The sequence below is a fragment of the Chromobacterium subtsugae genome, from assembly GCF_001676875.1.
Lineage (GTDB): Bacteria > Pseudomonadota > Gammaproteobacteria > Burkholderiales > Chromobacteriaceae > Chromobacterium > Chromobacterium subtsugae.
In genome coordinates this window covers 1-330 of sequence record NZ_JYKA01000058.1, presented here as the reverse complement: position 1 = coordinate 330, position 330 = coordinate 1, and the positions used below count along the sequence as shown (strand labels likewise).

At 46.7% G+C, this 330-nt stretch carries 1 protein-coding gene; it reads right to left on the bottom strand.

Annotation, left to right across the window (positions count from 1 at the left end):
• Window positions 1–4 precede the first annotated feature (4 nt).
• Window positions 5–330: hypothetical protein (locus tag MY55_RS24125; RefSeq protein WP_208856081.1), on the bottom strand; the 326-nt coding region annotated here is incomplete at its 5' end.

Sequence of the window (330 nt, the reverse complement as noted above, 5' to 3'; positions counted from 1 at the left end):
AAAATTATCCATAGAGTGCAGAGTTCTTTTTTAGGCATACCGCATAGGCCTGTGCTGGGTTTTCTCTGTCTGGGAATCTTAGCCAACTAGAAGGCGAGCGACCATAGCAATTGGCAAACCAACCGTTACCTTGAGGAATGGAAGTATGAAGCCAACCATTGACTCCATCTGCACAATTTCCACCGCCAGCAATAACAACCTCGTCTTGATTGCACTCTGCATAGCCAGCATCAGGCATTCCATTGTCTGGGTTAACTATGTTGCCATATTCACTAGAAACGAATCTCGTCGTAGCACGTTTTATTGGCATGGACCACCGACCGGATTGGC